Genomic DNA, 26,738 nt, shown 5'->3' with positions numbered 1-26,738 from the left:
GCGCCGGCCCGTCAGACGACGACCTTCTTGAGGGCGTCGCCAAGCGCCTCGGCCTCGTCAGGGGTCAGCTCGACGACGAGTCGACCGCCGCCTTCGAGCGGAACGCGCATGACGATGCCCCGCCCCTCCTTGGTCACCTCGAGCGGGCCATCGCCCGTCCGCGGCTTCATGGCCGCCATGCTCGTTCCCCTTCCTGAAACCAGGCTCATCGTCTGCCGACGGCCCCGGGAGGGCACCCGCAGTCCGTGGCGGACACGCGTCACCGGCATCGAACACATTGCTTCCAAGCCATTATCCCGCATCTCAGGACCCGATGACCAACATCGGTCGGCATCGCTTGGGCAACGCGCGCGAGCAAAACCACCCAATTCGGGGATGTGACTGCGATACTGCGCCACCCCGGGAACCCCACGGGGCCGGATCCGCTCCGGATTTCTTTGACGCAGGTCACACGTCCGGTCCGGTCACCGGACCGGGATGTCCGCCATGCTGTCCTTCGGACAGCGGCGTACCGAGCGGTACGTCACCAGTTGCGACACGAGGGGATGCGCCATGGCCGACACCGTGCTCTACGAGGTGAGCGACGGGCTCGCGACGATCACGCTGAACCGCCCCGAGGCGATGAACGCGCTGAACATCGCGACCAAGGTCGCCCTGCGGGAGGCGGCGGAATCCGCGGCGGCGGACACGGCCGTACGGGCGATCCTGCTGACCGCGGCCGGGGACCGGGCGTTCTGCGTGGGCCAGGACCTCAAGGAGCACATCGGGCTGCTGGTGTCGGACCGCGAGACGGGGTCCCGGCAGACCATGAGCACGGTCAAGGAGCACTACAACCCGATCGTGAAGGCGCTGGCCGGGGCGCCCAAGCCGGTCGTCGCCGCGGTGAACGGGGTGGCGGCCGGGGCGGGCTTCGGCTTCGCGCTCGCCGCGGACTACCGGGTGGTGGCGGAGACGGCGGCCTTCAACACCTCTTTCGCGGGCGTCGCGCTGACGGCCGACTCCGGGATCTCCTGGACGCTGCCCCGGGTGATCGGCCCGGGCCGCGCCGCCGACCTGCTGCTCTTCCCGCGCAGCATCAGCGCCCAGGACGCCCTGGAGCTGGGCATCGCCAACAAGCTGGTGCCGTCCGCCGAGCTGCGTGCCGAGGCCGGGAAGGTGGCGCGGGCGCTGGCCGAGGGCCCGACCGTGGCGTACGCGGCGATCAAGGAGGCGATGGCCTACGGCCTGACACACTCCCTGGCCGAGACCCTGGAGAAGGAGGACGAGCTCCAGACCCGGGCCGGGCAGTCCGAGGACCACACGATCGCGGTGCAGGCGTTCGTGAACAAGGAGAAGCCGAAGTACCTCGGCCGCTGAGCGGCCAGGGCCTGTTGCGAAAGTGGCATCGTCGCCCGAAGGGCGGCCGGGCGTCGCACGGCAGAGGACCACTTTCGCAACAGGCCCTAGCGGGCGGCGGGCGGGCGGCCCCGGCTCACACACGTCTCGAGGTGGTCGTCGACCAGCCCGCACGCCTGCATCAGCGCGTACGCAGTCGTCGGGCCGACGAACCTCAGGCCCCGCTTCTTGAGCGCTTTGGACAGGGCGGTGGACTCCGGGGTGACCGCGGGGACGTCGGCGAGGGTCTTCGGTGCCGGGCGGGCCGCCGGGTCGGGGGCGTGCGACCAGACGAGGTCGTCCAGGTCGCCCTCGGCCCAGTCGGCGAGCACGCGCGCGTTGGCGAGCGTCGCGTCGATCTTGGCGCGGTTGCGGATGATGCCGGCGTCGGCCAGCAGCCGCTCGCGGTCCTCGTCCGTGAAGGCGGCGACCTTGTCGATGCGGAAGCCGGCGAAGGCGGTACGGAAGCCCGGGCGGCGGCGCAGGATCGTGATCCAGGACAGGCCCGACTGGAACGCCTCCAGGCTGAGCCGTTCGAAGAGGGCGTCGTCTCCGTGGACCGGGCGGCCCCACTCATCGTCGTGGTACGACACGTAGTCCTCGGTGGACAGGGCCCAGGGGCAGCGCAGCGCGCCGTCCGGCCCGGCGAGCGCGGCGCTCATCGCCCGGCCTCCGGGCCCGGCTTGTCCAGCCGGGTGTGCGCGGCCGCGCGGGCGCCGGCCAGCGCGGACTCCAGGTCGGCGATCCGGGCGTCCCGTTCGGCGAGTTCGGCGGCGAGGCGGCCGAGGGCGTCGTCCACGTCGGCCATGCGGTAGCCGCGCGGGGCGACCGGGAAGCGCAGGGTCTCCACGTCGGCCCCGCTGACGGGGCGGTCCGGGGGCAGCGGGTCCTGGAGCCGCTCGGGGGCCGCTTCGGGCAGCGGCGCGCTCTCGCCGCCGCCCACCACGGCGAGTGTCACCGCCGCCACCACCACGGCGAGGGCGACGACCAGGAACAAGAACATGACCATCGTTGGAGGTCCCCACGCTCGATGTGCCGGACGCTGTGCCGGATGCCGATTCTGTCTGGGTCCGATCGTGCCATGCGAGTCTGGCGGTTAGGGTCGCAGGCGGCGGTACTGCGGCAAGTCACGGGAGAGGTCACAGGGGATGCTCAGGCTGGGCAAGCGGGAATTCGGGCCGCACGAGCCGGTGATCATGGCGATCGTGAACCGGACCCCGGACTCCTTCTACGACCAGGGGGCCACGTTCCGCGACGAGCCGGCGCTGGCGCGGGTGGAGCGGGCGGTGGCCGAGGGCGCCGCGATCGTCGACATCGGCGGGGTGAAGGCGGGGCCGGGCGAGGAGGTCACGGCCGAGGAGGAGGTGCGGCGCACCGTCGGCTTCGTCGCGGAGGTACGGCGCCGCTTCCCCGACGTGATCATCAGCGTGGACACCTGGCGGGCCGAGGTCGGCGAGGCGGTGTGCGAGGCGGGCGCCGACCTGCTGAACGACGCGTGGGGCGGGGTGGACCCGGGGCTCGCGGAGGTCGCGGCGCGCCACGGGGCGGGGCTGGTGTGCACGCACGCGGGCGGTGCCGAGCCGCGGACCCGGCCGCACCGGGTGACGTACGACGACGTCATGGCGGACATCCTGAAGGTGACCGTGGGCCTGGCCGAGCGCGCGGTGGCGCTGGGCGTGCCCCGGGAGTCGGTGCTGATCGACCCGGGGCACGACTTCGGCAAGAACACCCGGCACAGCCTGGAGGCGACGCGGCGGCTCGAGGAGATGGTGGCCACCGGGTGGCCGGTGCTGGTGTCGCTGTCGAACAAGGACTTCGTGGGCGAGACGCTGGACCGGCCGGTCAAGGAGCGGCTGATCGGGACGCTGGCCACCACGGCGGTCTCGGCGTGGCTCGGGGCCCAGGTCTACCGGGTGCACGAGGTCGCCGAGACCCGTCAGGTGCTGGAGATGGTGGCGTCGATCGCCGGGCACCGCCCTCCCGCGGTGGCCCGGCGAGGCGTGGCCTAGACGCCGAGGGCCGCTAGCGGCCCGCCTCCTTCGACACCAGGGCGACCGCTTCCTGCACGTCGTCCGTGACGTGGAAGAGCAGCAGGTCCTTGTCGGCCGCCTTGCCCTGGGCCACCACGGTCCGCTTCAGCCAGTCCAGCAGGCCGCCCCAGTACTCGCTGCCGAAGAGGACGATGGGGAAGCGGGTGACCTTCTGGGTCTGGACCAGGGTGAGGGCCTCGAAGAGTTCGTCCAGGGTGCCGAGGCCGCCCGGCAGCACGACGAAGCCCTGCGCGTACTTCACGAACATCATCTTGCGGACGAAGAAGTAGCGGAAGTTCAGCCCGATGTCGACGTACTGGTTCAGCCCCTGCTCGAAGGGCAGCTCGATGCCGAGGCCCACCGAGGTGCCGCCGGCCTCGCACGCGCCCTTGTTGGCCGCCTCCATGGCACCGGGGCCGCCACCGGTGATCACGGCGAAGCCGGCCTCCACCAGACCGCGGCCCAGACGTACCCCGGCGTCGTACTCCGGTGAGTCCACCGGGGTGCGCGCGGAACCGAACACGCTGATCGCGGGCGGAAGTTCGGCGAGCGTGCCGAAGCCCTCGATGAACTCCGACTGGATCCGCAGCACCCGCCAGGGGTCGGTGTGCACCCAGTCCGTGGGAGCGCGCTCGTCCAGGAGCCGCTGGTCCGTCGTGCTGGTCGTGACCTGCCCGCGCCGTCGGAGGACGGGTCCGAGCCGCTGCTCGTCCGGCGGCTGCTTCTTCCCCTCGGGGTTCCCGGTCGCCATGTGCGCTCCCTCCGCTTGCCGGTAGTTCGATCTCAGACTAGATCCACCCGGGTCACGGACGGGGGACGTGCGCATGTCGGTCGTGCGGCGCCGTGCGGCGGCTCGTCACGCGGTGAGCCACGCGCGCAGCCGCTCCTCGCCCGCGAGGATCTTCGCCACCTCCACCCGCTCGTCCCGCTTGTGCGCCAGGTGCGGGTTGCCGGGGCCGTAGTTGACGGCGGGCACCCCGAGTGCGGAGAAGCGGGAGACGTCCGTCCAGCCGTACTTGGGCTGCGGGGTGCCGCCCACCGCCTCGATGAAGGCGGCGGCGGCCGGGTGGGAGAGGCCGGGCAGCGCGCCGGGGCTGTGGTCGTCGATCACGAACTCCGCCACCCCGCAGTCCGCGAACACCTCGCGGACGTGGGCGATCGCCTCCTCCTCGGTGCGGTCGGGGGCGTAGCGGAAGTTCACCGTCACCACACACTCGTCCGGGATGACGTTGCCCGCCACTCCTCCGGAGACGCGCACGGCGTTCAGGCCCTCGCGGTACTCCAGGCCGTCGATGACCGGCCACCGGGGCTCGTAGGAGGCGAGCCGGGCGAGGATCGGGGCGGCCGCGTGGATGGCGTTGGAGCCCATCCAGCCGCGCGCCGAGTGGGCTCGCTCGCCGGTGGTCCTCAGCAGCATCCGCAGGGTGCCCTGACAGCCGCCCTCGACCTGGCCGTCGGACGGCTCCAGCAGGACCGCGAAGTCGCCGCGCAGCCAGTCCGGGTGGGCCTCGGCCACGTGCCGGAGGCCGTTCAGCTCGGCGGCGACCTCCTCGTTGTCGTAGAAGACGAAGGTCAGGTCGCGGTTGGGGGCGGGGACGGTGGCCGCGATGCGTAGCTGGACCGCGACCCCGGACTTCATGTCGCAGGTGCCGCAGCCCCACAGCACGCCGTCCTCGTCGAGCCGGGACGGCACGTTGTCCGCGATCGGGACGGTGTCGATGTGGCCGGCCAGGATCACCCGCTCCGCGCGGCCCAGGTCCGTCCGGGCGATCACGTTGTTGCCGTAACGGTCCACCGTCAGGTGCGGCAGGGCGCGCAGGGCGGCCTCGATCGCGTCCGCGAGAGGCTTCTCGGTACCGCTCTCCGAGGGGAAGTCCACGAGTCGCGCCGTGAGCGCGGCGGCGTCCAGGGAGAGATCGAGCAAGGTGTCGGCCATGCCGCCGACCCTAGCGCGCCCGTACGGCGGGCCCGGTGCGCCGTGGTTCGCCCGACCCGGCTCCGGGGGAGGGAGGGGCTCCGCTACCTTGTACGCGTGTCAGAGCCGTCCCCCATTCGCCCCAAGCGTCGCGGCCGCCTCCTGCGTCTCGGCGCGGCCCTGCTGGTCCTGTGCGGTGTCGCCGCCTACCTCGTGGTGCAGTACGTCACCGGGGGCGGCGGAGCCCGCGGCTGCAAGGTGGTGTCCGCCGGCGGGGACGGCACGTCCTACGAGTTCACGCCGGAGCAGGCGGTGAACGCGGCGACGATCGCCGCCGTCGGCACCGGGCGGAACATGCCGCAGCGGGCGGTGACCATCGCGCTGGCGACCGCCATCCAGGAGTCGGGGCTGCGCAACATCGAGCACGGCGACCGGGATTCCCTGGGTCTGTTCCAGCAGCGGCCCTCGCAGGGCTGGGGCACCGAGCGGCAGATCATGGACCCGGCGTACGCGGCGGGCATCTTCTACGCCCACCTGGCCAGGGTGCCGGACTACGGCAGCCTGCCGCTGACGGTCGCGGCGCAGCGGGTGCAGCGCAGCGGCTACCCGGAGGCGTACGCCAAGCACGAGCCGGACGCCGAGCTGCTGGCCGCGGCGCTGACCGGGACCGCGGCGGCCACGCTGACCTGCGACGGGCGTCCGGGAACCGGCGTCGAGGCGACCGGGCCCGACGCCGTGCGCGCGGCGCTGGTACGGGACTTCGGGCGGGACGCGCTGCAGGAGACCGGCGCGGAGGTGGGCGGTACGGCGGTGCCGTCACCGTCGCCGTCGCCGAGCGTCACGGCGACCGCGCACGGGCGGACGGTGACCGTGCCGGTGCCCGAGGGGGCGCGGACGGACGCGACCGGGCGCGGTGAGCGGCAGCGGGGCTGGCAGCTGGCGCACTGGGCCGTGGCCAACTCCTCGGCGCTGCACATCGAGCGGGTGTCGTACGCGGGCCGGGAGTGGACCGCGGGCAGCGGCGGCGGGCAGTGGCACACGGCACGCGCGCAGGGCACGGGGGGCGCGGAACAGTCCTCGGGGGCGGTCCGGATCGTCACCGGACAGTAGTGCGGGGCCTCACCCGGCCGGGTTGCGCGGCTCCGGGGAGCGGCCGCCTCCCGGTGAACCGCGCCGGATTTCCGCCGGCCCTTGGGATTTCAGGGCGGTAAGGATTCTGCAGGGGCGCGCACGGGCGCCCTTTGCCCGTTTTTATCCACAAACGATAATGCGATGCGTTATCCATTCTTTACCTTCGGCGTCCGCAACCTTCGTCGGTCTCGAGCGGTAGTCACGGCGTCCGAGCTCGGACGACCACAGCGTTCTCCCCCGTCGAATGGAGCATCATGTCCCTCCCCCTGACCCGCCGGATCGCCCGTGCCGCGCTGCTCGTCGCAGCGGGAGCGGCCGCCGGGGTCGGTGCGGCCGGCTCTGCCGGCGCGGCCACCAACCTGCCGGCGGCCACCCCGAACCTCGGCGGCCTGACCGCCCTGGACGGGGCGCAGCTCGGCACCACCGTCGACGGTGCGGCGCAGCACGTCACCGGCCTCGCGGGCAACGCGGGCGGCAAGGCGATCGAGCAGGCGGTGCCGGCCGCCGGAAAGACCGGCGGCGGTGCCGTGAAGAAGGCGACGCCCGTGGCGCAGAAGGCCGCGGGGGACGTGGCCGGGGCCGCCGGAGGCGTCCTCGGGGACACCGCGGCCGGCGCGGCCAAGGGCGGGCTGCCGACGGACACCCTGACCAAGGGCGGCCTGCCCACCTCGTCGCTGCCCACCTCGTCGCTGCCGACCTCCTCGCTGCCGACGAAGGGCCTGCCGCTGGGCGGCTGACGTCCGGGCACCCGAACGGGGTCCAGGGAGCTCCCTGGACCCCGTTCGGGTGTCCGCCCCGCGTAGGCGCCGCCGTCAGACCCTCAGGCCGTCAGGCGGGCCACCGCCGCGGCGACGCGCTCGTCCGTCGCGGTCAGCGCCACGCGCACGAACGTCTCTCCGGCCTCGCCGTAGAAGTCGCCCGGTGCCACCAGGATGCCTAGACCGGCCAGGTGGGCCACGGTCTCCCAGCAGGACTCGCCGCGGGTGGCCCAGAGGTAGAGGCTGGCCTCGCTGTGCTCGATGCGGAAGCCGTGCCCGAGGAGCGCCTCCCGCAGGGCCGTGCGGCGGGCCGCGTAACGGGCGCGCTGGGCGTGCACGTGCTCGTCGTCGCCGAGGGCCGCCACCACGGCCGCCTGGGTCGGCGCCGAGGTCATCATGCCGCCGTGCTTGCGGATCTCCAGCAGCGGGCCGAGGACGGCCGGGTCGCCGGCGACGAAGGCGGCGCGGTAGCCGGCCAGGTTGGACCGCTTGGAGAGGGAGTGGACGGCGACGATGCCGTCGTAGGAGCCGCCGTTGACGTCGGGGTGCAGGACCGAGACCGGGTCGGCCTCCCAGCCCAGCTCGATGTAGCACTCGTCGGAGACGAGCAGCACGCCGTGGGCGCGAGCCCAGGTGACGATCCCGGTCAGCTCCTCCTGGGACAGGACCCGGCCGGTCGGGTTGGACGGGGAGTTCAGCCACAGAAGCTTCAGGCCCGCCGGGTCCAGCTCGCGCGGGTCGTCGTACGCCTCGTACTCGGCGCGGGCCAGGCGGGCGCCGACCTCGTAGGTCGGGTAGGCGAGGCGCGGGTAGGCCACCCGGTCGCCGGGGCCGAGGCCGAGCTGGGTCGGCAGCCAGGCGACCAGTTCCTTGGAGCCGACGACCGGCAGGACGTGGCGGTGGGTGACCCCGCGGGCGCCGAGGCGGCGCTCCAGCCAGCCGGTGATCGCGTCGCGCAGCGCGGGGGTGCCCCAGACCGTCGGGTAACCCGGCGAGTCGGCCGCGTCGATCAGGGCCTTCTGGATCAGTTCGGGGACCGGGTCGACCGGGGTGCCGACGGACAGGTCGACGATTCCGTCCGGGTGGGCCGCTGCCGTCTTCTTGTACGGCTCCAGCTTGTCCCAGGGGAAGGTGGGGAGACGGTCGGAGACTGCGGACACGGAAACTGGCTCTCTTTCGTCGGTACGGCAAACGCCTCGGTCCCGTACGGCGCTGATCGGGGCGATCGGCCGTACGGGACCGAGGCGGCGCTGGTGCGGGCCGCTAGGCCGTCCGGAAGGTCACTCGCCCTGCGGCGGGAGCGCGGCGATCACGGGGTGGTCGCGCTCGATCAGGCCCAGCTTGCTGGCGCCACCGGGCGAGCCCAGTTCGTCGAAGAACTCGACGTTCGCCTTGTAGTAGTCCTTCCACTCCTCCGGAGTGTCGTCCTCGTAGAAGATCGCCTCGACCGGGCAGACCGGCTCACAGGCACCACAGTCGACGCATTCGTCCGGGTGGATGTACAAGGACCGCTGGCCCTCGTAGATGCAGTCGACCGGGCACTCCTCGATGCACGCCTTGTCCTTCACGTCGACACAAGGCTGCGCGATGACGTAGGTCACGCTGTCGTTCCTCCTCGATAGGGCGCTGGCGGGCCTCCGTAGGCTCCGCCGCCTGGCGCGCGGGAGCGCGGCGTCGTCGATGCCCGCCCCTAGTATCTCCGTTCCGGGGCATGATCCGAACAGGAGGGGTGAACTGACCAGTGGAAATCTCGGCGCAAGGACGCCTCGAGGTCCGTATCACCGCTGCTGACGTGGGCAAACGGGTCTCCGTGCGGCGCTTGAGCGAACCTGGGGCGACGCAGGAGAAGTTCACCGACACGGTGGGTGTTCTCACATCATGGGACGCAGGCGTGCTCATGATCACACAGCGGGACGGCAGAAGTGTCCGGATCCCGGAGAGGGCGCTGGTCGCGGGCAAGGTCGTACCGGCCGCCCCGGCGCGCCGCAGGGGCCCGGCGGCCACCTATCCGGAGCTCGCCCGCGCCGCGGCGCGCGCCTGGCGGCCGGTGGAGAGCGAGCGGCTCGGCGAGTGGGAGCTGCGGGCGGCGGCCGAGCCGCGCCCGGCCGGGGCGACCGGGTGTCGGACGGGCTTCACCCGGCGGGCCAACAGCGTGCTGCCGCTCGGTGACCCCGGGCTGCCGCTGGACGAGGCGCTGGCGGCCGTACGGCGCTGGTACGGCGAACGCGGCCTGCCCGCCTACGTGCAGACGGCGACGGGCGCCGAGGGCACCCAGGAGCTGCTGTGCGCGGAGCTGGAGCGGCGCGGCTGGGTCCGGGAGGTGACCGCCGGGCTGTGGATCGGGGCGCTGGCACCGCTCGCGGACCGGGCGGAGGGCGCCGGCGTGGTGCTGTCCCGGACGGCGGACGAGGCGTGGCTCGCCCGGTACCGGCGCGGGCCGGTGGGCGAGGTGGCCCTGCGCGTGCTCGGCAGCGGCCCCTCGGTGTGGTTCGCGACCGTGCCCGGGGACGCCCCGGACGCGCCGGTGGCGGCCATCGGGCGGTGCGTCGTGGACGGGCGGTGGGCCGGGTTCGCGGCCGTCGAGGTCGATCCCGTTCGGCGCCGGCAGGGCCTGGCCACCGAGGTGATGGCCGCGCTGGCCGGACGGGCCCTCGAAGAGGGCGCCTCGGCGGCCTGGCTGCAGGTGGAGGACGACAACGAGGGCGCGCGCACCCTGTACGCGAGCCTCGGCATGGCCCCGCACCACGCCTACCACCACTACCGGGAACCGGACGTGTCCGGTCCCGCGCGGTCGTAGGAACCCCCGTGGCAGGGCATAGGCCAGACATGCGGCACCCTCGTCTCCCGCCCCCGTATCCGCCCCCGCCGGAACGGTCCGCCGAGCTGCGGCGGCGGTTCGGGGAGGAGGCCCGGTCCGAGCGGCCCGACCTGTCGGCGCTGTGCCTGCTGATCGGCGCCGAGGCCGACGGCTCGCTGGACGAGGCCGGCATCGACGCGGCCCAGGTCGAGCTCGACGGGCTCGCCGGGCGGCTGCCGTTCCGGCCGGGCGGCCCGCGGGCGTGGGCGGAGGCGGTGTGCGGGCTGCTGGGCGAGCGCCTGGGGTTCCGCGGGAGCCCGGCCGACTACCAGCGGCTGGAGTCCTCACTGCTGCACGAGGTGCTGCGGCGGCGGCGCGGGCTGCCGATCCTGCTGTCGGTGGTGTGGCTGGAGGCCGCCCGGCGGGCCGGGGCGCCGGTGTACGGGGTGGCGCTGCCCGGGCACTTCGTGGTCGGGTTCGGGCCGGAGGGTGACCAGGTGCTGGTCGATCCTTTCGACGGCGGCCGGGTGCTGACCGGGGCGGACGCCGAGCTGATGGTGGCGGGCGCCACCGGGGCGCCGCTCGAGCCCGCCATGCTGGTGCCCGCGGAGCCGCTCGAGGTCGTCCAGCGGATCCTGAACAACATCCGGGCGTGGGCCGCGGCCCGGCCCGAGCGCTCGGACGTCGCGCTGCGAGCCGTCGAGCTGAGCCTGCTGCTGCCCTCGCATCCGGCCCGGCTGCGCTACGAGCGCGGACAACTGCTGGTGCAGCGCGGTGAGTTCGTGGCGGGCGCGGCGGAGCTCGACGCCTACGCGCACCTGATCGAGGTGGTCGACGAACCGGCCGCCCTGCGGGTGCGGCAGCAGGCCGCTACGGCCCGGGCGATGCTCAACTGAGCCCTGGGCCGTGCCGGGCGTCGTGGGGCGGGCAGGACTTCGCGGACACGGCCCAGGGCCTGTTCGCCCTACAGCCAGCCCTTCTCGCGGGCCGTGCGCACCGCCTCGGCCCGGTTGCGCACGGCCAGCTTCTGTATGGCCGTGGAGAGGTAGTTGCGGACCGTGCCCTGGGACAGGTGCAGGGCGGCGGCGAGTTCGGCGTTGGTGGAGCCGTCGGCCGCGGTGCGCAGTACCTCGCGCTCGCGGTCGGTGAGCGGGTTGGCGCCCTCGGCCAGCGCGGCGGCGGCCAGCGTGGGGTCGATGACCCGCTCCCCGGCCAGCACCTTGCGCACGGCGGCGGCGAGCTGGGCGGCCGGCGCGTCCTTGACCAGGAAGGCGTCGGCGCCCGCCTCCATGGCGCTGCGCAGGTAGCCGGGGCGGCCGAAGGTGGTGAGGACGACGAGCTTGACCGCCGGGTACCTGCGGTGCACCTGGGCGGCGGCCTCGATGCCGGTGCAGCCGGGCATCTCGATGTCGAGCAGCGCCACGTCGACGCCGTGCGCGCCGACGGCCGCCAGCACCTCGTCGCCGCGTGCGACCTGGGCGACGACCTCGATGTCGTCCTCCAGGCCGAGCAGCGCGGCCAGTGCCTCGCGCACCATCGACTGGTCCTCGGCGAGGAGGACCTTGATCACGCTCGTCATGCCCCGGATACTACGGCCACCACGGGGGACGCGGGGACCCGGGCGAGCAACCGGAAACCGTGCCTGATCCGGCCCGCCTCCAATACGCCGCCCACCTTCTCCAGCCGTTCGGTCAGACCGGTCAGGCCGTTGCCCGGGCCCTTGCCGGAGCCGCCCGACCCGTTGTCCTCGACGGTGAGTTCGAGGACCGGGCCGTCCAGGGTCTGGCGGCGCAGGAGCTGCACCAGGCAGCGGTCGGCGCCGCTGTGCCGGACCACGTTGGTGACCGCCTCGCGCAGCGTCCAGGCGAGGGTGGACTCGGCCTCCTCGGCGATGCCGGTGAGGTCGGGGTCGGCGGGGACCTCGGCCAGCACCCCGGCGGCGGTCAGCGCGACCTGGGCGCCGGCGAGCTCGGCGGCGAGGCGGGGGCGGCGGTAGCCGGTGACGGCCTCCCGGACGTCGACCAGGGCCTGCCGGCTGACCTGTTCGATGTCGGCGACCTGCCGGGCCGCCTTGTCGGGGTGGTCGGGCAGCATCCGGCCGGCCAGCTCGCTCTTGAGCGTGATCAGGGACAGCGAGTGGCCGAGCAGGTCGTGCAGGTCGCGGGCGAGCCGCAGCCGCTCCTCGTTGGCGGCGAGCTGGGCGACGGTGGCCCGGGCCCGGCGCAGCTCGATCGTGGTGCGGACCAGTTGGCCCACGCCGGTCATCGCGAAGCCGATGAGCAGGGTGAGCAGGAGCAGGTCACGCGCCTCCCGGACGTCGGAGTGCAGCCCGACCAGGTACAGCAGGACGGAGGAGACCGGGATGGCCCAGTACGCCGCCCGGAGCGGCAGCGTCGCCCCGCAGGCCACCGAAAGGTAGATGAACAGACCGAGCCAGGCGCCGCCGAGGGTGTAGGACAGCAGGGGTGCCAGGACGCCGAGGACCGCGAGCAGGCTGATCACGAACCTCGGTGTGAAGGGCCGGCCGATGTTGCGGAAGACCAGCGCCAGGTAGCTCCCGACGAAGGCGGCGAGGCCGGCCGCCCCCGCCGCGGTGGCCCCGATGCCGTGGGCGCCGCCGGCCAGGTCCTCGATCGGCGACTTGAGGAAGACGAGCCAGACGCCGATCCACAGCACCTTGACCGTCATCTCGCGCCGGTTGCGGGGCGGCCAGCCCACGGGTACGTGCTTCGTGGTGGGCGCCTTGCCGTCTTCCGTCATGGTGCTCACGCCTTCAGCGTGTCCTTCCGGTACAGCCAGGCCGCGCCGCCCGCGAAGAGGACGAAGGAGACGACGAGGATGGCGATGTCCTGGGTGTGGGGGGCCTCGCTCTGCTCGATGGCCCGCCCCAGAGCAGCGTACGCGTGGGTGGGCAGCCACTCGGCGATGTCCTGGAGCCACTGCGGGAAGCTCGTGGAGGGCATCCACAGGCCGCCGAGGATCGACATGCCGAAGTAGATGATCATCGTGATGGGGCGGACCGCGTCCCCGGAGGCCACGTAGCCGATGGCGACCCCGAGCGCGGCGAAGACGAGGCTCCCCGCCCAGATCACGCCGGTGAGGGCGAGCCACTGCCAGGCGTCGAGGCGGACGTCCTTCACGGCCGCGGCGACGACGAAGACCACGATGATCGACGGCAGGCTGACCACGGCGGCGCTGGCGGTCTTGGCGAGGACGTAGCCGCGCCCGGGCAGCGTGGTCAGCCGCAGCTGCCGTACCCAGCCGCTCTCGCGCTCCTTGGCGATGCGCTCGCTGTTGCCCATCAGGACGGCGGTCAGGGCGCCGAAGGAGGCCATGGAGACCATCAGGTAGGTGGCGACGGTCAGGCCACTGTCGCCGACCCGCTCGCCGGAGCCGGAACTGCTGGAGAAGATCAGGTAGATGAAGGAGGGGTAGAGCACCGAGAAGAACAGGAACTTCTTGTTGCGCAGGGCGCGGCTCAGTTCGAGCTTGATCAGGGAGTTCATGACTGCTTGGCCTCCTCGGCCTCCGTGATGGCGACGAAGGCCTGCTCGAGACCGAGTCCGGCGACTTCGAGGTTGCGGGGGTAGAGGCCGAGGCCGTAGACGGCGTGGACGGTCGCGTCGGCGTCGGCGGACTGGATGCGCACGGTCTGGCCGGAGACGTCGAGCGAGGTGAGGAAGGGCAGGTCGCGCAGGGCGCTCTCGTCGATCTCGCCCTCCAGGTCGAAGGAGACCCGGCGGGCGCCGGCCTTGGCCTTGATCTCGGCGGCCGTGCCGTCGGCGAGCAGCCGGCCCCGGTGCAGCACCAGCACCCGGTCGGCGATGGCGTCGGCCTCTTCGAGGTAATGGGTGGCGAAGAGGACCGTGCGGCCCTGGTCGGCCTGCTCGCGCATGGTGGCCCAGAAGGCCTGGCGGGCGGAGACGTCCATGCCGGTGGTCGGCTCGTCCAGGATGATCAGGTCGCTGTCGCCGGCGGTGGCCAGGGCGAAGCGGACCCGCTGCATCTGGCCGCCGGAGAGCTTGTTGACCTTGCGGTCGGCGATCTGGGTGATGCCCGCGCGCGCCATCACGTCGTCGGCCTTGTACGGCTTCGGGTGCAGTGCGCAGGCCAGCTTCACCAGTTCGGTGACGGTGACGTCGTCCATGAGCCCGCCGCTCTGCAGCATGGCCCCCACCCGTCCGGCGACGATCGCCTCGCGCGGGCTGGTGCCGAACACGCCGACGGTGCCGCTGTCGGGGTGCTTGAGGCCCAGCAGGAGGTCGAGGGTGGTGGACTTGCCGGCGCCGTTCGGGCCGAGAAGGGCGACGGTCTCCCCCGGGTACAGGCGGAGCGAGAGGCCGTCGACGGCCCGCACGTTCCCGTACGTCTTGGTCACCTGGTCGAACCCGACCACCGGGGTGGTGGTGGCCGGTGCCGCTGTCGTTGTCATGCCCACCATGCTGGCCGCCAGGGGGCGGTCCGGGGCAGTGTCGGCGGTCCTCGAAGCCGGATGACAGATGTCATGCGGTCCGGGTGACACGGCGAGGGGGCGCCCGGGGGCGCCCCCGTACGGCCGTGTCAGCTCGGGTTGGTGGCGATGACCGCGACCCGGTCGGTCCGGCTCGTCAGGGCGCCCCGCAGGGCCACGTAGACGTCCTGGGGCGTGACGGCGGTCTTCTTGCCGTTGGCCCGGGTGACCAGCACGCCGTCGAAGGTCTGGCCGTAGAGCTGCTTCAGGGCGGCCAGGTCGGGCTTGTCGACGAGCTTGCCGTCGACGGCGGTCACCCGGAGGAACTTCCACAGCGACTTCTGCGGGCTCATCTGGATCGAGTGCAGCGCGTCCGTCTGCACCGTGACGTTCGCCGACATCGCCGGGGCGGCGAAGTCCTTCATCTCCCGGTCGACCTCGGCCTTGGAGACCGTCGGCTGCCGGGTGGTGCTCGGGACGGTCACCGGGACGGCCGTGCCGGTCTCCACCATCGTGCGGTAGGCCTGGGCGACCGCCTGGCCGGAACGGGCCGCGTCGACGGCCTTGCCCGCCTTGCCGTAGACGGCGACGGCCTTGCCGGCCTTGAACTCGACGCCGCCCTCGGTGACGGTGCCGGAGCCCGAGCCGCCGCCGGTCTGCTGGAGCGCGGCCTGGAGCTTCTCCTCGTCCACCGGCATGACCGGCTCGATCTCGCGCTTCTGCCCGAAGAGGGAGCCGACCACGGTGACCGGGTTGTAGTCGCTCTTCGCGGCCGCGGCGACCGTGCTCTGGAAGTCGAACTGGAGGCCCGCGTTGTCGGGGGCGATGGACACCGTCCGGCCGCCGACGGACAGCTTCAGCGGCTGGTTGACCCGCTTGCCGAAGGCGTCGTCGAGCTTCTTGACGGCGTCGTCACGGGTGCCGCCGCCGATGTCGACGCCGAGCACGGTGGTGCCCTTGGGCACGTCGGTGTGGTTCATCAGCAGCCCGGCGCCGTAGGCGCCGCCCGCGAGGACGACCACGCCGACGGCGAGCAGCACGAGCTTGCTGCGGCCCTTCTTCTTCGGCTTGGCCGCGGCCTTGGGCGGGGCGGCCGGCTCCGGCCGCTTGGGCGCGGTGCGCGGCGCGGTCCCGTCGGCGAGCGCGCCGCCGGGACCGAACGGGGCGTTCCCGGCGCCCGGGACGACCGGGATGCCACTGGTGACGGTGTGTCCGGAGACGTTGTCCGGCGCGCGGTAGCCGGGCGTGCCCGGTTCGGGGGCCGGCTTCTGCGGGGTCAGGATCGCGGTGTCGTCGCTGAGGCCGCCACCGGGCATCTGGTGGCTGCCGGTGTCACCCGGGAGCCGGTGGCCGCCCGTGTCGCCGTAGCCGCCCGGCATCCGGTGGCTGCCGGTGTCGCCGTAGCCGCCCGGCATCCGGTGGCTGCCGGTGTCGCCCGGGAGCTGGTGGCTGCCCGTGTCGCCGTAGCCGCCGGGGCTGGTGAAGGACTCGCCCGGGCCGAGGTCGAGGTCGCTGAGCGCGCTCCTCGGGGCGGCCGGCGGGACGAACGGGCCGTCGCCGGTGACCGGGCCGCCGGTCGGGCCCGTGGGGCCCTGCGGGCCGCGGCCGCCCTGGCCCTTGGGCCCGTTGAAGCCGTTCGGGCCGCCGGACCCGCCGGTGCCGTTCGCACCGTTCGGGCCGGGGGTGCCGGCGAAGCCGTTCTGGCCGCCCTCCGAGAAGTACGGCAGGTCGTCGCGGCCGGCTTCGCCGCCGGGCGTGCCCGGGCGGGAGCCGCCGAGCGGGCCCGCGGCCAGCGCCTCGGTCACGTCGAACGAGCCGGTGCCGCCACCGTGTCCCGGGGCGACCGGTCCGCCGGTGGCGCTGGGCAGGCCCGAGCCCTTCGGGCCGCCGGGGCGGGGTCCGCCCGGCGCGCCCATGGAGCCGACCACACCGCCGGGGCGCCCGGCCCCGGACTTGGCGCCGGAGCCGCCGGACGTGCCGGAGGCACCCGGGCCGCCGGGACGCGCGCCCGGCGCGGAAGGGGCGGAAGCCGCGGACGGGCCGGACGGCGCGGCGGAACCGCCGGGCGTACCGGCTCCGTTCGTGCCGCCGCCGCCCGGACCGCCCTTGGGGGCGCCGGACTTGCGGGGCGCGAACCAGTCGCTGGTCTTCTCCTCGGCCTGCGCGGCGGGTTCGGCGGCCGGTTCGGCGGCGGCCGGCGGCGCGGCGGAGGCGGGGGCAGCCGGCCGCGGCTCGGCGGCCGGGGCGTCCCCGGCGGCCTCGGACTCCGCGACGGGCTTGCGCACGACGACCGGCGGGATGGGCCGGGATCCGGGGATGTTGATCCGGATCCGGGTCGTCAGTGTGGTCTCGGTCTTGCGTTCCTCGGGCTGCGCGGCCGAACGGCCCGCGTCCGCGCCGGCGTCGGAAGCCAGGGGGGTTCCGTACGGCGGCGTCCCCGAGGGGTATGCGGCTCCGCCGGTCCCGTTGGGCCCGGAGGACGGAGTGTCAGTTTCACGACTCAAGGCAGGTTCTCCCGGTTGGCTCCGCCGCCCGTTACGACCTCAGCGGGCAGCTCGGCGGCGCGCACCACCATACTGGCCACGTCTGGCGTGTATCCCATGACCGCCCAGGAAACCCACACCGGACTCCCACGCGTGTCGTATGGCGAAGTGGTACGTCACTTGCCAAGTCGGACGGGACCGCCGTGGGGTTGCCGCCCGGGGCCAAGGGTGGCGCAGATCACAGCGAGCGCCATGCCGCCGAACAGGAAGAGGTAGGAACCGCCACCGGCGCCGAACAGGAAGTCCCCCTCGGGGCGGCCGGCGGTGAGCAGGACGACGGCGATCATCCAGCCCGCCACCGGGGCCACCGCTCCGGACCGGCCGCCGAGCGCGTAGGCCCCGCCGAGGAAGAGCCCGGCGGCACCTGCGAGGGCGAGCAGCAGCCCGCCGGGGAACCAGGCGGCCTGGACGAGCGTTCCGGCGAGCCCGACGATCGCGCCGAGCACGAACAGTCCGGCGAAAGCGGCGATCCGCCCGGCCGACGGGCGGCGCAGCGGCTGGGCGAGCATCGGGCCGCGGCCGGTGGAGCTCATGACGCCTCCGGGGTGACGCCGGCGAACAGGTCGGTCTCCCCGGGTCCTGCCTCGCCGCGCGCCAACTCGTAGTACTCGGTGGTGAACAGCGGCTGGGCCAGCTCGTTGGAGAGCGCGAAGCAGGAGCCGGCCACGTCGATCTGGGTGGCGTGGGCGCGCATCGCGGCGGCCTTGGCGGCGCCGTACGCTCCGCCGTCGAGCGTGGTGGTGATCCGCTCGTCGTCGACCACGCCCGGCAGGTCGGCCACGGTGGCGGTCTTGGCGAAGGGCAGGCCGGGCAGCTCGTCCTGGAGGCGGGTGAAGGCCGCCTCGGCGACGGAGCGGGGCATCCTGTTCCAGTAGACCTTCTGGACCCGGTGGCCGCGTGCGTCCGCGAGTTCGACGGCGCGCATGGCGACGCGGTGGGCCTGGATGTGGTCCGGGTGGCCGTACCCGCCGTTGTCGTCGTAGGTGACGAGGACCTGCGGGCGCAGCTCCAGGATCACCTCGGCCAGCGAGCCGGCGGCCTCGTCGAGGTCGGCCTGCCAGAAGCAGTCGGGGTCCTCGTTGTCCGGGATGCCCATCATGCCGGAGTCGCCGTAGCGGCCGGCGCCGCCGAGCAGCCGGACGTCCTCGACGCCCAGCTCGCGCAGCGCCGCGACCAGCTCGCCGCGCCGGTGCGCGCCCAGCGCGGGGCCGGCCAGGTGCCGCAGTTCGGGCGGGATGACCTCGCCCCGCTCGCCCAGGGTGCAGGTGACCAGGGCCACGTGGGCACCCTCGGCCGCGTACCTGGCCATGGTCGCGCCGTTGTTGATCGACTCGTCGTCCGGGTGCGCGTGCACCAGCAGCAGACGCCGGTCGGGCAGATCCGTCATGGGACCACCCTACGAGGTCCGCCCGGGCCGGCCGTCAGAACTTGATGCTGCCGATCATGCTGGCGACGTTCGTCGTCAGCTCGCTGATCGTGGGCGCGACGGTGGACGAGGCGAGATAGAAACCGAGCAGCATGCAGACGACCGCGTGACCGCCCTTCAGTCCGGACTTCTTGATCAACAAGAAGACGATGATCGCCAGCAGCACCACCGCCGAAATCGAGAGTGCCACGGCGGCTCACCTCCAAAGATCCCAGGGACGAGGGGGGTTCGGACTGTGGGGGTCGTGACCCGGTTATTGATCGTCGGCGCACATTCATGCGGACGCCGGCAGGTTCATACCCACTCAGCGGTAGTGATCATAACTATCCGTGCTCGCGCATCGCTCGGCGCACGGCCGCACAAGGGGGCGCATGGCCAATATGGTCGGGGTATGACGACCGAGGCTGACTCCTTCCCCCGTCGGCACGCGCGCACGCAGCGGTTCACGCTCGGCGCGCCGCGTGCGTTCACCGTGGCGCCCGACGGTTCGCGTGTCGTGTTCCTGCGCTCGCGCTCCGGCACCGACCGGGCCAACTCCCTCTGGATCCTCGACCCCGCGGACGGCGCCGAGCGCCTGGCGGCCGACCCCGGAGCCCTGTTGCGGGGCGCCTCGGAAGAGCTGTCGGCCGAGGAGCGGGCGCGCCGGGAACGCAGTCGTGAGGGCGGTGCCGGCATCGTCGGGTACGCCACCGACGCGGCCGTGGAGTTGGCCTCTTTCGCCTTGTCGGGGCGGCTTTTCACGGCGGAGCTGCGGGCCGGCACGACCCGTGAACTCGCGGTCCCGGGACCGGTGATCGACCCGCGCCCGGCCCCCGACGGGCGGCACGTCGCCTACGTCGCCCGGGGCGCGCTGCGGGTGGTGGCCGCCGGGGGCGGGGACGACAGGCCACTGGCGGAGCCGGAGTCGGACCAGATCACCTACGGGCTCGCCGAGTTCGTCGCGGCCGAGGAGATGGGGCGCTCGCGGGGTTTCTGGTGGGCGCCGGAGTCGGACCGGCTGCTGGTGGCGCGGGTGGACGACACGCCGGTGCGGCGGTGGTGGATCTCCGATCCGGCCCACCCCGGGCGTGAGCCACACCACGTCGCCTACCCGGCGGCGGGGACCGCGAACGCGGACGTGCGCCTGTTCGTGCTCGGTCTTGACGGGGCGCGCACGGAGGTCGTCTGGGACCGGGCGCGCTACCCGTACCTGGCGCGTGTGCACTGGTCACAGGCGGGTGCGCCGCTGCTCCTCGTGCAGTCGCGGGACCAGCGCGGCCAGGTGTTCCTGGCGGTGGACCCGGACTCCGGGGCGACCCGGATGGTGCACGCCGACGAAGATCCAACATGGCTGGAAGTTTTCCCCGGCGTGCCCTGCTGGAGCCCCTCCGGGCGCCTGGTCCGGATCGCTGACGAGGGGGGCGCACGGGTGCTCGCGGTGGGCGAACGACCGCTCACCGGGGCGCAGTTGCACATCCGTGCGGTCCTCGACGTGACGGCCGACGACGTGCTGGTATCGGCCTCGGCGGGCGAGGACGCGGAGTCCCCCGAGACCGGCGAGGTGCACGTCTACCGGGTCAACGAACTCGGCGTGGAGCGTGTCTCGCAGGAGCCCGGGGTGCACTCGGCCGTGCGCGCCGGGGGCGTGACGGTGCTGGTGTCCGCGACGCTGGACAGTCCCGGCGCCCGCGTCCAGGTGCTGCGTGACGGAAAACGAACGGCGACTGTCACCTCTTACGCCGAAGACCCCGGTTTGTCCCCCCGCGTGACGCTCACCCATGGGGGCGCACGCCGAATTCCGTGCGCCGTGCTTATGCCTACGGACTACCCCGGCGACACTCCCCTGCCCGTGCTCCTGGACCCGTACGGCGGCCCGCACGGACAGCGGGTGGTGGCCGCGCACAACGCGCACCTGACCTCGCAGTGGTTCGCCGACCAGGGCTTCGCGGTGGTCGTCGCCGACGGCCGGGGCACCCCGGGCCGCTCGCCGGCCTGGGAGAAGGCCGTCCGGGACGACCTCGCGGACGTCGTGCTCCAGGACCAGGTCGACGCGCTCCAGGCGCTGGCCGGGGACTTCCCGCTCGACCTCGGCCGGGTGGCGATCCGCGGCTGGTCCTTCGGCGGCTATCTGTCCGCTCTCGCCGTGCTGCGCCGCCCGGACGTCTTCCACGCGGCGGTGGTCGGCGCGCCCGTCACCGATCTGCGGCTGTACGACACTCACTACCAGGAGCGCTACCTGGGCCACCCCGACGAGCGGCCGGAGGTCTACCGGCGCAACTCGCTGGTCGACGACGCGGGCCTGGTCGACCCGGCCGAGCCGCACCGCCCGATGATGATCATTCACGGGCTGGCGGACGACAACGTGGTCGTCGCGCACTCGCTGCGGCTGTCCTCGGCCCTGCTGGCGGCGGGCCGCCCGCACGAGGTGCTGCCGCTGTCCGGGGTCACCCACATGACGCCGCAGGAGACCGTGGCGGAGAACCTGCTGCGGTTGCAGCTCGACTTCCTCCGGCGCTCGCTCGGCCTGCCGGGCGCGTCGGCGTGACCGGCGTGACCGGCGTGAACCGTGAGCGGCCTGAACGGCGTTAACACGCGGGCAACTTGACGGAAGCGGTTCCGATATACGGACGCGCCAGTCTGGTGGGCGTACGGCCGTGCGGGTGCCGTGAAGCGGGCCGGGGTGCGCTGTCACCCCGGCCCGTTGCCGTTCCGGGCGGCCTGCCGCGGCTCCTCAGGCGGCACGACCTGCCGCTCCTGGGCGAAGTGGCAGGCGGAGTCGTGGGCCGCCGGGCCGGTGGTGCCGCGGAACTCCTCGGGCACCGCCAGCGCCGGGACCTCCACGGCGCAGCGCTCCCGCGCCTTCCAGCAGCGGGTGCGGAAGCGGCAGCCGGAGGGGATGTCCGTCGGGGAGGGGACGTCGCCGGCGAGGATGATCCGCTCACGGCGGTCACGGGCCTCGGGATCCGGGACGGGGACAGCCGAGAGCAGCGCCTGGGTGTAGGGGTGCGTGGGGTGGTCGTAGATCTCGGCCTGGGTGCCGGTCTCCACGATCCGGCCGAGGTACATGACCGCGACCCGGTCCGAGATGTGCCGGACGATCGAGAGGTCGTGGGCGATGAAGACGTAGGACAGCTCGAACTCCGCCTGGAGCCGGTCCATCAGGTTGATCACCTGGGCCTGCACGGAGACGTCCAGGGCGGAGACCGGCTCGTCGGCGACGATCACCTCGGGGCGCAGGGCCAGCCCCCGGGCGATGCCGATGCGCTGGCGCTGGCCGCCGGAGAACTGGTGCGGGTAGCGGTTGACGAAGTCGGGGTCGAGGCCGACCACGTCCAGCAGTTCGCGCACCCGGCGGCGGCGGTCGCCCTTGGGTGCCGCCTCGGGGTGGATGTCGTACGGCTCGCCGACGATGTCGCCCACCGTCATGCGCGGGTTGAGGGAGGTGTACGGGTCCTGGAAGACCATCTGGATGTTGCGGCGGACGGCCTTCAGTGCCCGGCCGGACAGCTCGGTGATGTCCTCGCCCTTGAACCTGATGGAGCCCGCCGTCGGGCGCTCCAGGTGGCACAGCAGCTTCGCCACCGTCGACTTGCCGCAGCCGGACTCGCCGACGATGCCCAGGGTCTCGCCCCGGCCGAGCGTGAAGTCGACGCCGTCGACCGCCCGTACCGCGCCGACCTGCTTCTTGAAGACGATGCCCCGCATCAGCGGGTAGTGCTTGACGAGGCCGCGGACCTCCAGGAGCGGCTCAATGGTCGGGGCCATGCAGGCACTCCCTCCAGAAGTGGCAGGCGCTGCCCCGGGTCTCCGAGACCGCGTGCAGCGGGGGCTCGTCCGTGCGGCAGACGTCCCGGGCCATCGGGCAGCGCGGATGGAAGGCGCAGCCGGGCGGGATGTGCATGAGGTTCGGCGGCAGGCCCTTGATCGCGTACAGCTCACGGCCCTTCTGGTCCAGGCGCGGGATGGAGTCCAGCAGGCCCCGGGTGTAGGGGTGGGCGGGCGCCTTGTAGATGTCGTGGACGGGGGCGGACTCGACGATCCGGCCCGCGTACATCACGGCGATCCGGTCGGCGACGTCCGCCACCACCCCCAGGTCGTGCGTGATGAGGATGAGGCCCATCCGGTACTCGCGCTGCAACTCCGCGAGCAGGTCCATGACCTGGGCCTGGACGGTGACGTCCAGGGCGGTGGTGGGCTCGTCCGCGATGATGAGCGCGGGCTCCAGCGCCATCGCCATGGCGATCATGATGCGCTGGCGCATGCCGCCGGAGAACTGGTGCGGGTAGTCCCGGACTCGCTGGGCCGCCCCCGGGATGCGCACCCGGTCCATCAGCTCGACCGCCCGGGCCCGTGCCTCCTTGCGCGACGTCCCGCGGTGCACCGTGAACATCTCGCCGAGCTGGTCGCCCACGGAGAGCACCGGGTTGAGCGCGGACAGCGCGTCCTGGAAGATCATCGCCATCCTGGCGCCGCGGACGCCCCGCCGCTCGTCCTCCTTCAGCTTCAGCAGGTCCCGCCCCTGGAAGAGGATCTCGCCGCCGGTGATCCGGGCCGGCGGGGTGTCGAGGATGCCCATCACGGCCTGCGCGGTCACCGACTTCCCGGAGCCCGACTCGCCGAGCACCGCCAGGGTCTCCCCCGCGTCGACGGCGTACGACACCCCGTTGACCGCGTGGGCGATCCCGTCCCGGGTGCGGAACTCCACGTGCAGGTCGCGCACTTCCAGCAGCATGGCGCCGTCACCTCAGCTTGGGGTCGAGGGCGTCGCGCACCGCGTCGCCGAGCATGATGAAGGCCAGGACCGTGACGGCGAGGGCGCCCGAGGGCCACAGCAGGGCGTGCGGGGCGTTGCGGACGTACGGGGAGGCGGCGGAGATGTCGATGCCCCAGGAGACGCTCGGCGGCTTCAGGCCGACGCCCAGGTAGGACAGGGTCGCCTCCAGCGCGATGTAGGTGCCGAGCGCGATGGTGGCGACGACGATCACGGGGGCCACGGCGTTGGGCGCGATGTGCCGGAGCAGGATGCGGGAGTGGGAGGCGCCGAGGGCGCGGGCCGCCTGGACGTAGTCGTTCTGCCGGGCGGTGATGACCGAGCCGCGCGCGATGCGGGAGATCTGCGGCCAGCCGAGCAGCACCATGAACCCGATGACCGGCCAGACGGTGTTGCTGGTCACGACGGAGAGCAGGACGAGACCGCCGAGGACGACCGGGATGGCGAAGAAGATGTCGGTCGTGCGGGACAGCAGCGAGTCCCAGGGACCGCCGAAGAAGCCCGCGAGCCCGCCGAGCACCGAGCCGAGGAGTGCGACGCCGAGGGTGGCGCACACGCCCACCGTGACGGAGGCGCGGGCGCCGTACACGGTCCGGGTGTAGACGTTGCAGCCCTGTCCGTCGTAGCCGAAGGGGGCGCCCGGCCCGGGGCCGTCCTGGGCCTTGGCGAGGTCGCAGGTCAGGGGGCTGCCGGGGGCGATCGCCGAGGGCCACAGGGAGATGAAGACCAGGAACAGGATGACCACGGCGGAGCCGATGAAGACGGGGTTGCGGCGCAGGTCCCGCCAGGCGTCGGACCACAGCGACCGCGGCTTGCCCCGGGGCCCGGTGCCCTCGGGTCCGCCGGGCGCGCGCTCCAGGGTGGTCGCCTCGCTCGCCGCGAGGTCCATCGCCCCGCCGGCCCCTGTCCCCGCGATCGCCCCCTGCGGCTCGTACGACTGTTCAGGCATAGCGGATCCTCGGGTCGAGTACGCCGTACAGCAGGTCCACGAGCAGGTTGGCGATGAGGAAGACCAGGACGAGCACGGTCACGAAGCCGACCACCGTCTGGGTGTTCTGGCGCAGGATGCCCTGGTAGAGCTGGTAGCCGACGCCGTGGATGTTGAAGATCCGCTCGGTGACGATCGCGCCGCCCATCAGCGCCCCGATGTCGGCTCCGATGAAGGTGACCACGGGGATGAGGGAGTTGCGCAGCAGGTGCCGGGTGACGACCCGGTGCCGGGGCAGCCCCTTGGCGACGGCCGTGCGCACGTAGTCGGCCCGGTTGTTCTCCGCGAGGGAGGTCCGGGTGAGCCGGGTGACGTAGGCGAGCGAGACGGAGGCGAGGACCAGGCCGGGCACGATCAGCTCGCCGAAGGCGGCCTGCGGGGAGACGGACGGTTTGATCCAGCCCCACTGGACGCCGAGCAGGAGCTGGAGCAGCAGGCCGGTGACGAAGGTGGGGACGGAGATGACGACGAGGGTGAGGACGAGGACCGAGGTGTCGACGGGCCGGCCGCGCCGCAGCCCGGTCAGCACGCCGAGGGTGATGCCGATGACGATCTCGAAGAGGATGGCGACGATGGTGAGCCGGACGGTGACGGGGAACGCCGACGCCATCAGCTCGGTGACCGGCTGGCCGTTGAACGCCGTGCCGAAGTTCCCGGTGAAGACGTTCCCCATGTAGGTGAGGTACTGCTGCCAGACCGGCTTGTCCAAGCCGAACTCCTTCTCCAGCTGGGCGGTGGTGGCCGGGTCGCAGGCCCGCTCGCCGCACAGCCCCGCGATGGGGTCGCCCATCACGTTCACCATCAGGAAGATCAGCAGGGTGGCCCCGACGAACACGGGGATCATCTGCAGCAGCCGTCTGACGACGTAGCGCCCCATGGCGGTCAGCCGACCTTGATCTCGTTGTAGACCGGGACGCTGAAGGGGTTGAGCGCCACGTGGGAGAGCCGGGCGGAGTAGCCGGCGCTGCCGTTCTGGTACCAGAGCGGGATGGCGGCCATGTTGTCCCGCACCACGCCCTCGGCCTGCTGGAAGAGCCCGATCGCCATGGCGCTGTCGGTCTCGGCGTTGGCCCGGTCGATGAGCGCGTCGAACCGCTTGTCGGACCACTTGCCGTCGTTGGAGGAGGCGTTGGTGTAGTACAGCGGCTGCAGGAAGTTCTGGATCAGGGGGTAGTCCATCTGCCAGCCGGCACGGAAGGGGCCGGACATCCGGTGCTGGGAGATCTGGTTGCGGAAGTCGGCGAAGGTGCCGACGGGGTTGCCGACGCAGGCCTTGTCGTCGCCGAGCGCGTTGTTGATGGAGTTGCACACCGCGTCCACCCACTGTTTGTGCGAGCCCGTGTCCGCGTTGTAGGTGATCTTCAGCCCGCCGCCCGGGAGCCCGCCGCCCTCCTGGATGAGCTTCTTGGCCTGCGCGGGGTCGTGCTCGCAGGCGTGGCCGCACAGGCCGGCCTGGAAGCCGCCCTCCTTGCCGAGGACCGGGCTGGTCCAGTCGGTGGCGGGGGTGCGGGTGCCCCGGAAGAGGGTCTTGGTGATCTGCGCGCGGTCGATGGCCATGGACAGTCCGGTGCGGACCTTGCGGGCGCCGGCGGTGTTCCACCGCGGGTCGTAGTACGGGAAGGCGAGCGTCTGCAGGATGCCGGCCGGGGTGTTGATGTAGCGGCCGTCCAGGTCCGTGCCGACGTTCTTGAGCTGGGTGGCGGGCACGTCGTCGACCAGGTCCAGGTTGCCGGCCAGCACGTCGGTGTAGGCGGTGTTGTTGTCGGTGTAGACCAGCAGCGTGACGCCTTCGTTGCGGGCGCGGTCGGGGCCGGGGTAGGCGTCCCACTTCTTCAGGGCCATCGCGGAGCCCTTGGTGTACGAGTCGATCCGGTACGGCCCGTTGCCGACCGGTCTGCTCACCCAGGCCGCGTGGTCGGTGAAGAACGTCCTGGGCAGAGGGGCGAAGGCCACGTAGCCGAGGGTGTCGGGAAAACTGGAGAACTTCTGGTTGAGGCGGACGGTGAAGGTCCGGGGGCCGGTGACCTTCAGGCCCGAGAGGGCGTCGGCGGTCTGCGGCCCGCTGTCGGGGTGGACCTTGTCGTAGCCCTCGATGTAGCCGAAGAAGTAGGCGTTCTTCTGGTTGTTCCTGAGGCCGGCGCCGTAGTTCCACGCGTCGACGAAGGAACTCGCGGTGACCGGCTCCCCGTTGCTGAACCGCCAGCCGTCCTTGACGGTGATGGTGTAGTTCCGCGAGTCGGTGGTGTCGATCCGCTCGGCGAGCATGTTCTCGGCCTTGGCCGTCCGGGGGTTGTACCGCTTCAGCCCGCGGAAGATCATGTCGAGCACCTTGCCGCCCTGCACCTCATTGGTGTTCGACGGCTCCAGCGGGTTCTGCGGATCGCCCCAGGAGGAGGTCAGCACCCCGGCGCCGCCCGCACTGGCGCCGCCCCCGCAGGCCGTGGCGGCGAGCGCCGTCACCAGCACAGCGGCGGCCCATCGGGCGCGCGTGGTTCCCCGCATGCGTGCCTCCTCCGCGATCACCCACCGTACCGGTCAATATGGTCATAAAAGACGCATACCGCATACGAGGCGCG

At 72.7% G+C, this 26,738-nt stretch carries 27 protein-coding genes; 7 read left to right on the top strand and 20 right to left on the bottom strand.

The features are described 5' to 3' along the window. Nucleotides 1-11: 11 nt before the first annotated feature. Nucleotides 12-179: a DUF3117 domain-containing protein gene (locus PV343_RS27145; protein ID WP_018544333.1), complete on the bottom strand. Its 168-nt coding sequence runs from the start codon at nt 177-179 to the stop codon at nt 12-14. A gap of 373 nt (nt 180-552) precedes the next feature. Here PV343_RS27145 and PV343_RS27140 point away from each other — a divergent pair, with 373 nt between their 5' ends. Next, a complete protein-coding gene (locus tag PV343_RS27140) occupies nt 553-1,356 on the top strand; it encodes an enoyl-CoA hydratase/isomerase family protein (protein ID WP_319149604.1) in 804 nt (267 codons plus the stop codon). Between the two features lie 86 nt (nt 1,357-1,442). Here the strand turns inward: PV343_RS27140 and PV343_RS27135 are convergent, their stop codons facing one another. Both PV343_RS27135 and PV343_RS27130 read right to left on the bottom strand, forming a co-directional pair. Continuing rightward, a complete protein-coding gene (locus tag PV343_RS27135; RefSeq protein ID WP_319149603.1) occupies nt 1,443-2,036 on the bottom strand; it encodes a DNA-3-methyladenine glycosylase I in 594 nt (197 codons plus the stop codon). After that, entirely contained in the window at nt 2,033-2,383 is a 351-nt protein-coding gene (locus PV343_RS27130; protein ID WP_319149602.1) for a DivIVA domain-containing protein, read from the bottom strand. The genes PV343_RS27135 and PV343_RS27130 overlap by 4 nt, the downstream gene beginning before the upstream one ends. A gap of 139 nt (nt 2,384-2,522) precedes the next feature. Here PV343_RS27130 and folP point away from each other — a divergent pair, with 139 nt between their 5' ends. Further along, complete coding sequence (gene folP / locus PV343_RS27125; RefSeq protein WP_319149601.1) at nt 2,523-3,383, top strand: dihydropteroate synthase; 861 nt, start codon at nt 2,523-2,525, stop codon at nt 3,381-3,383. Nucleotides 3,384-3,396: 13 nt separating this feature from the next. Here the strand turns inward: folP and PV343_RS27120 are convergent, their stop codons facing one another. Then, a complete protein-coding gene (locus tag PV343_RS27120; protein ID WP_319149600.1) occupies nt 3,397-4,155 on the bottom strand; it encodes a TIGR00730 family Rossman fold protein in 759 nt (252 codons plus the stop codon). A 105-nt stretch (nt 4,156-4,260) separates the two neighbouring features. Next, nucleotides 4,261-5,340 (bottom strand): succinyl-diaminopimelate desuccinylase, encoded by a 1,080-nt coding sequence (gene dapE, locus PV343_RS27115; protein ID WP_319149599.1) that lies wholly within the window; start codon nt 5,338-5,340, stop codon nt 4,261-4,263. A 96-nt stretch (nt 5,341-5,436) separates the two neighbouring features. On the opposite strand from dapE, the gene PV343_RS27110 reads away from it, so the two are divergent. Both PV343_RS27110 and PV343_RS27105 read left to right on the top strand, forming a co-directional pair. Next, the gene (locus PV343_RS27110; protein ID WP_319149598.1) at nt 5,437-6,429 is read left to right on the top strand and encodes a heavy metal transporter; all 993 of its coding nucleotides are present in this window, start codon (nt 5,437-5,439) and stop codon (nt 6,427-6,429) included. A gap of 275 nt (nt 6,430-6,704) precedes the next feature. Continuing rightward, the gene (locus PV343_RS27105) at nt 6,705-7,187 is read left to right on the top strand and encodes an ATP-binding protein (protein WP_319149597.1); all 483 of its coding nucleotides are present in this window, start codon (nt 6,705-6,707) and stop codon (nt 7,185-7,187) included. Nucleotides 7,188-7,270: 83 nt separating this feature from the next. On the opposite strand, the gene PV343_RS27100 is transcribed toward PV343_RS27105, so the two are convergent. Together PV343_RS27100 and fdxA are read right to left on the bottom strand one after the other, a co-directional pair. Beyond that, nucleotides 7,271-8,368 carry a bifunctional succinyldiaminopimelate transaminase/glutamate-prephenate aminotransferase gene (locus PV343_RS27100; protein ID WP_319149596.1) on the bottom strand — a complete coding sequence of 366 codons (1,098 nt, stop codon included), beginning with the start codon at nt 8,366-8,368 and terminating at the stop codon, nt 7,271-7,273. A gap of 120 nt (nt 8,369-8,488) precedes the next feature. Next, complete coding sequence (fdxA, locus tag PV343_RS27095) at nt 8,489-8,809, bottom strand: ferredoxin (RefSeq protein WP_020942069.1); 321 nt, start codon at nt 8,807-8,809, stop codon at nt 8,489-8,491. A gap of 140 nt (nt 8,810-8,949) precedes the next feature. Between fdxA and PV343_RS27090 the strand changes: the two genes are divergently transcribed. Beyond that, the gene (locus PV343_RS27090; protein WP_319149595.1) at nt 8,950-10,005 is read left to right on the top strand and encodes a GNAT family N-acetyltransferase; all 1,056 of its coding nucleotides are present in this window, start codon (nt 8,950-8,952) and stop codon (nt 10,003-10,005) included. Between the two features lie 29 nt (nt 10,006-10,034). After that, nucleotides 10,035-10,901 (top strand): transglutaminase-like domain-containing protein, encoded by an 867-nt coding sequence (locus tag PV343_RS27085; protein ID WP_319149594.1) that lies wholly within the window; start codon nt 10,035-10,037, stop codon nt 10,899-10,901. Nucleotides 10,902-10,969: 68 nt separating this feature from the next. Here the strand turns inward: PV343_RS27085 and PV343_RS27080 are convergent, their stop codons facing one another. The 8 genes from PV343_RS27080 to PV343_RS27045 form a co-directional block, all read right to left on the bottom strand. Further along, complete coding sequence (locus tag PV343_RS27080) at nt 10,970-11,584, bottom strand: response regulator transcription factor (RefSeq protein WP_319149593.1); 615 nt, start codon at nt 11,582-11,584, stop codon at nt 10,970-10,972. Continuing rightward, entirely contained in the window at nt 11,581-12,765 is a 1,185-nt protein-coding gene (locus PV343_RS27075; RefSeq protein ID WP_319149642.1) for a sensor histidine kinase, read from the bottom strand. Before PV343_RS27075 ends, PV343_RS27080 begins: the two co-directional genes overlap by 4 nt. A 5-nt stretch (nt 12,766-12,770) precedes the next feature. Beyond that, nucleotides 12,771-13,511 carry an ABC transporter permease gene (locus tag PV343_RS27070; RefSeq protein WP_319149592.1) on the bottom strand — a complete coding sequence of 247 codons (741 nt, stop codon included), beginning with the start codon at nt 13,509-13,511 and terminating at the stop codon, nt 12,771-12,773. Further along, entirely contained in the window at nt 13,508-14,437 is a 930-nt protein-coding gene (locus PV343_RS27065) for an ABC transporter ATP-binding protein (RefSeq protein ID WP_319149590.1), read from the bottom strand. The genes PV343_RS27070 and PV343_RS27065 overlap by 4 nt, the downstream gene beginning before the upstream one ends. A gap of 128 nt (nt 14,438-14,565) precedes the next feature. Continuing rightward, complete coding sequence (locus PV343_RS27060; protein ID WP_319149589.1) at nt 14,566-16,959, bottom strand: hypothetical protein; 2,394 nt, start codon at nt 16,957-16,959, stop codon at nt 14,566-14,568. Between the two features lie 155 nt (nt 16,960-17,114). Next, nucleotides 17,115-17,531 (bottom strand): DUF6113 family protein, encoded by a 417-nt coding sequence (locus PV343_RS27055; RefSeq protein WP_319149588.1) that lies wholly within the window; start codon nt 17,529-17,531, stop codon nt 17,115-17,117. Further along, nucleotides 17,528-18,385 carry an N-acetyl-1-D-myo-inositol-2-amino-2-deoxy-alpha-D-glucopyranoside deacetylase gene (mshB, locus tag PV343_RS27050; RefSeq protein WP_319149587.1) on the bottom strand — a complete coding sequence of 286 codons (858 nt, stop codon included), beginning with the start codon at nt 18,383-18,385 and terminating at the stop codon, nt 17,528-17,530. Before mshB ends, PV343_RS27055 begins: the two co-directional genes overlap by 4 nt. A gap of 34 nt (nt 18,386-18,419) precedes the next feature. Further along, a complete protein-coding gene (locus PV343_RS27045; RefSeq protein WP_030346161.1) occupies nt 18,420-18,614 on the bottom strand; it encodes a hypothetical protein in 195 nt (64 codons plus the stop codon). A gap of 201 nt (nt 18,615-18,815) precedes the next feature. Here PV343_RS27045 and PV343_RS27040 point away from each other — a divergent pair, with 201 nt between their 5' ends. After that, nucleotides 18,816-20,948 (top strand): S9 family peptidase, encoded by a 2,133-nt coding sequence (locus tag PV343_RS27040; protein ID WP_319149586.1) that lies wholly within the window; start codon nt 18,816-18,818, stop codon nt 20,946-20,948. A 143-nt stretch (nt 20,949-21,091) separates the two neighbouring features. Here the strand turns inward: PV343_RS27040 and PV343_RS27035 are convergent, their stop codons facing one another. The 5 genes from PV343_RS27035 to PV343_RS27015 are packed head-to-tail and all read right to left on the bottom strand — an operon-like array spanning nt 21,092 to nt 26,664. Continuing rightward, nucleotides 21,092-22,168 (bottom strand): dipeptide ABC transporter ATP-binding protein, encoded by a 1,077-nt coding sequence (locus tag PV343_RS27035; protein ID WP_319149585.1) that lies wholly within the window; start codon nt 22,166-22,168, stop codon nt 21,092-21,094. Beyond that, nucleotides 22,152-23,135: an ABC transporter ATP-binding protein gene (locus PV343_RS27030; protein WP_319149584.1), complete on the bottom strand. Its 984-nt coding sequence runs from the start codon at nt 23,133-23,135 to the stop codon at nt 22,152-22,154. Before PV343_RS27030 ends, PV343_RS27035 begins: the two co-directional genes overlap by 17 nt. Before the next feature lie 7 nt (nt 23,136-23,142). Then, nucleotides 23,143-24,123: an ABC transporter permease gene (locus tag PV343_RS27025; RefSeq protein ID WP_319149583.1), complete on the bottom strand. Its 981-nt coding sequence runs from the start codon at nt 24,121-24,123 to the stop codon at nt 23,143-23,145. Further along, nucleotides 24,116-25,039: an ABC transporter permease gene (locus PV343_RS27020; RefSeq protein WP_319149582.1), complete on the bottom strand. Its 924-nt coding sequence runs from the start codon at nt 25,037-25,039 to the stop codon at nt 24,116-24,118. The genes PV343_RS27025 and PV343_RS27020 overlap by 8 nt, the downstream gene beginning before the upstream one ends. A 5-nt stretch (nt 25,040-25,044) precedes the next feature. Beyond that, a complete protein-coding gene (locus tag PV343_RS27015) occupies nt 25,045-26,664 on the bottom strand; it encodes an ABC transporter substrate-binding protein (protein ID WP_319149581.1) in 1,620 nt (539 codons plus the stop codon). Nucleotides 26,665-26,738: the final 74 nt, after the last annotated feature.

Origin of the sequence: Streptomyces sp. WI03-4A (genome assembly GCF_033792105.1) — a bacterium.
GTDB classification, from domain to species: Bacteria; Actinomycetota; Actinomycetes; order Streptomycetales; family Streptomycetaceae; genus Streptomyces; species Streptomyces collinus_A.
This window is presented reverse-complemented; position numbering and strand designations above follow the sequence as displayed.

Excerpts from the sequence above, each read along its gene's own strand:
- PV343_RS27080 (WP_319149593.1), bottom strand. The coding sequence starts at position 11,584 with ATGACGAGCGTGATCAAGGTCCTCCTCGCCGAGGACCAGTCGATGGTG.
- PV343_RS27145 (WP_018544333.1), bottom strand. The coding sequence starts at position 179 with ATGGCGGCCATGAAGCCGCGGACGGGCGATGGCCCGCTCGAGGTGACC.
- PV343_RS27085 (WP_319149594.1), top strand. The coding sequence starts at position 10,035 with ATGCGGCACCCTCGTCTCCCGCCCCCGTATCCGCCCCCGCCGGAACGG.
- PV343_RS27130 (WP_319149602.1), bottom strand. The coding sequence starts at position 2,383 with ATGGTCATGTTCTTGTTCCTGGTCGTCGCCCTCGCCGTGGTGGTGGCG.
- PV343_RS27030 (WP_319149584.1), bottom strand. The coding sequence starts at position 23,135 with ATGCTGCTGGAAGTGCGCGACCTGCACGTGGAGTTCCGCACCCGGGAC.
- PV343_RS27055 (WP_319149588.1), bottom strand. The coding sequence starts at position 17,531 with ATGAGCTCCACCGGCCGCGGCCCGATGCTCGCCCAGCCGCTGCGCCGC.
- PV343_RS27135 (WP_319149603.1), bottom strand. The coding sequence starts at position 2,036 with ATGAGCGCCGCGCTCGCCGGGCCGGACGGCGCGCTGCGCTGCCCCTGG.
- PV343_RS27070 (WP_319149592.1), bottom strand. The coding sequence starts at position 13,511 with ATGAACTCCCTGATCAAGCTCGAACTGAGCCGCGCCCTGCGCAACAAG.
- PV343_RS27075 (WP_319149642.1), bottom strand. The coding sequence starts at position 12,765 with ATGACGGAAGACGGCAAGGCGCCCACCACGAAGCACGTACCCGTGGGC.
- mshB (WP_319149587.1), bottom strand. The coding sequence starts at position 18,385 with ATGACGGATCTGCCCGACCGGCGTCTGCTGCTGGTGCACGCGCACCCG.
- PV343_RS27105 (WP_319149597.1), top strand. The coding sequence starts at position 6,705 with ATGTCCCTCCCCCTGACCCGCCGGATCGCCCGTGCCGCGCTGCTCGTC.
- PV343_RS27040 (WP_319149586.1), top strand. The coding sequence starts at position 18,816 with ATGACGACCGAGGCTGACTCCTTCCCCCGTCGGCACGCGCGCACGCAG.
- PV343_RS27025 (WP_319149583.1), bottom strand. The coding sequence starts at position 24,123 with ATGCCTGAACAGTCGTACGAGCCGCAGGGGGCGATCGCGGGGACAGGG.
- folP (WP_319149601.1), top strand. The coding sequence starts at position 2,523 with ATGCTCAGGCTGGGCAAGCGGGAATTCGGGCCGCACGAGCCGGTGATC.
- PV343_RS27120 (WP_319149600.1), bottom strand. The coding sequence starts at position 4,155 with ATGGCGACCGGGAACCCCGAGGGGAAGAAGCAGCCGCCGGACGAGCAG.
- PV343_RS27015 (WP_319149581.1), bottom strand. The coding sequence starts at position 26,664 with ATGCGGGGAACCACGCGCGCCCGATGGGCCGCCGCTGTGCTGGTGACG.
- dapE (WP_319149599.1), bottom strand. The coding sequence starts at position 5,340 with ATGGCCGACACCTTGCTCGATCTCTCCCTGGACGCCGCCGCGCTCACG.
- PV343_RS27020 (WP_319149582.1), bottom strand. The coding sequence starts at position 25,039 with ATGGGGCGCTACGTCGTCAGACGGCTGCTGCAGATGATCCCCGTGTTC.
- PV343_RS27140 (WP_319149604.1), top strand. The coding sequence starts at position 553 with ATGGCCGACACCGTGCTCTACGAGGTGAGCGACGGGCTCGCGACGATC.
- PV343_RS27065 (WP_319149590.1), bottom strand. The coding sequence starts at position 14,437 with ATGACAACGACAGCGGCACCGGCCACCACCACCCCGGTGGTCGGGTTC.
- PV343_RS27035 (WP_319149585.1), bottom strand. The coding sequence starts at position 22,168 with ATGGCCCCGACCATTGAGCCGCTCCTGGAGGTCCGCGGCCTCGTCAAG.